At 64.8% G+C, this 1,403-nt stretch carries 2 protein-coding genes; both read right to left on the bottom strand.

Annotated elements, in window-relative coordinates; translation table 11 throughout:
• Positions 1 to 83: 83 nt before the first annotated feature.
• Positions 84 to 599 carry a DUF6879 family protein gene (locus ACFCZN_RS21350; protein ID WP_430558100.1) on the bottom strand — a complete coding sequence of 172 codons (516 nt, stop codon included), beginning with the start codon at positions 597 to 599 and terminating at the stop codon, positions 84 to 86.
• A complete protein-coding gene (locus ACFCZN_RS21345; protein WP_032782589.1) occupies positions 571 to 825 on the bottom strand; it encodes a hypothetical protein in 255 nt (84 codons plus the stop codon). Before ACFCZN_RS21345 ends, ACFCZN_RS21350 begins: the two co-directional genes overlap by 29 nt.
• Positions 826 to 1,403 lie beyond the last annotated feature (578 nt).

The following is a 1,403-nucleotide window of genomic DNA, read 5'->3' as shown; positions in this document are numbered from 1 at the left end:
GTTCCCGGAGGCGGGCAGCTAGAGCCTCGCGCGCCTTCTGGACGCTGGGGGACGGGTGTTGGGGCAACGAACCGGCCGTTCTGTCAGATCGTGAAATCTTCGTGCGGGATGGCGAGTTGCCAGACACGTTCGAATGCTGAGCGGCACAGGTCCGCAACCGCCGGCTCGTCCGTGATCTCGTCCTCCACCACGGCACCGTCACCCGAGAAGTGGTGAACCCGCAACAAGGTGCCGTCGAACAGCCAGAAGTCGTTTCCCGGCAGCGCAATGCCGGTCGCCAACTTTCTGGGCAACCATCGGACCTGTTCGCCTGCTGTCACGTTGGCGAGGGTGACGTAGTGCTCCCAGCGGATGTACTCGCTCACCGGCTCCGAAACGATCCGAGCCCGCCTGATGGTGACTCCACGGGCCACAGTGTCTGAGATCAGTTGATCGTACGGATGCCACCAAGAGCCCCTGTCCGTCCAGTTGATGCGCTCTCCTCGCTGCCACGCCTCGAAACGTTCCGTGGGCGCGTAGAAGTCGCGCATCTCCAGGTGCACGGCGGACCGCTGGCACTTGCCCAGCAGTTCACCGAAGCTGGGCGCGCTCGACGGCATCACAAGCCTCCCTGATCATCGGGATCATCCGGGCCGGAATCCGGATGATCGCTTCCGTGTCCGGCACCGAGCCGTTCGCCGGACTGGTCGCCTCGCACTGGGCGTGGGTCTCCGCGTCAGGCTTCCAGCCCTGGAAGAGGACTTCCTGCGCCTCTGCGTCGGCCCACACGGTCGGGCAGTGGTCGCGGTCGGTGTTGGGGTCGATCCCCACGAACTCTACGGACATGCCAGCCTCCCGGCTCCGAGGGTTTGCTCAGACTTGCGTGAGCCATACCCACCTGCGCTGATGCATCAACACCGCATCACGTGAAGGCAATTCGTGCGCAAACTCATGCAAGGAAGTGGAGTTCCGGAGCCGACGGTCCCTAGCGTCATTGCAGAGCTTGACCAGGCTCTCCTGTCACACCCGTTCACGGCCGGGGAGATCTGGCAGGCCGCCGACCACCCCACGAAGATCCGCGACCATGCTTCGGGGAGCCACTGATGCCGATGGAGATGCGAGCCTGCCGGGACGGCCGCAAGGCCGGATGGCTTCCACCCTGTCGGCTGACCGTCATGTCAACCAATCAGTCGTATCGATCAGAGGAGATGGACGATGACCAGCACCCAGGTTCCGGTTGAGGCGGGGAAGCATGGCGGGCAGCCGTCGGACAAGCCGTGGACTCCGCCGCAGGAGCCGAAGCCGTCTCCGGACGGCAGTCGGCCCCAGTTCGTGCCGCAGTCATGAGCGGGGCACCGCAGGCACCGACGTATCCGGATCTGGTGCGGGATCTCGCTGATCGCGGGTTGCTGACCGGTCGTTGG

It is taken from the genome of Isoptericola sp. NPDC056134, from assembly GCF_042264825.1.
In the GTDB taxonomy this organism is placed as follows: domain Bacteria; phylum Actinomycetota; class Actinomycetes; order Actinomycetales; family Cellulomonadaceae; genus Isoptericola; species Isoptericola nanjingensis.
This window is presented reverse-complemented; position numbering and strand designations above follow the sequence as displayed.

What these genes read in the sequence shown, in the direction of transcription:
- ACFCZN_RS21350 (WP_430558100.1), bottom strand. Translation starts at nt 599, where the DNA reads ATGCCGTCGAGCGCGCCCAGCTTCGGTGAACTGCTGGGCAAGTGCCAG.
- ACFCZN_RS21345 (WP_032782589.1), bottom strand. Translation starts at nt 825, where the DNA reads ATGTCCGTAGAGTTCGTGGGGATCGACCCCAACACCGACCGCGACCAC.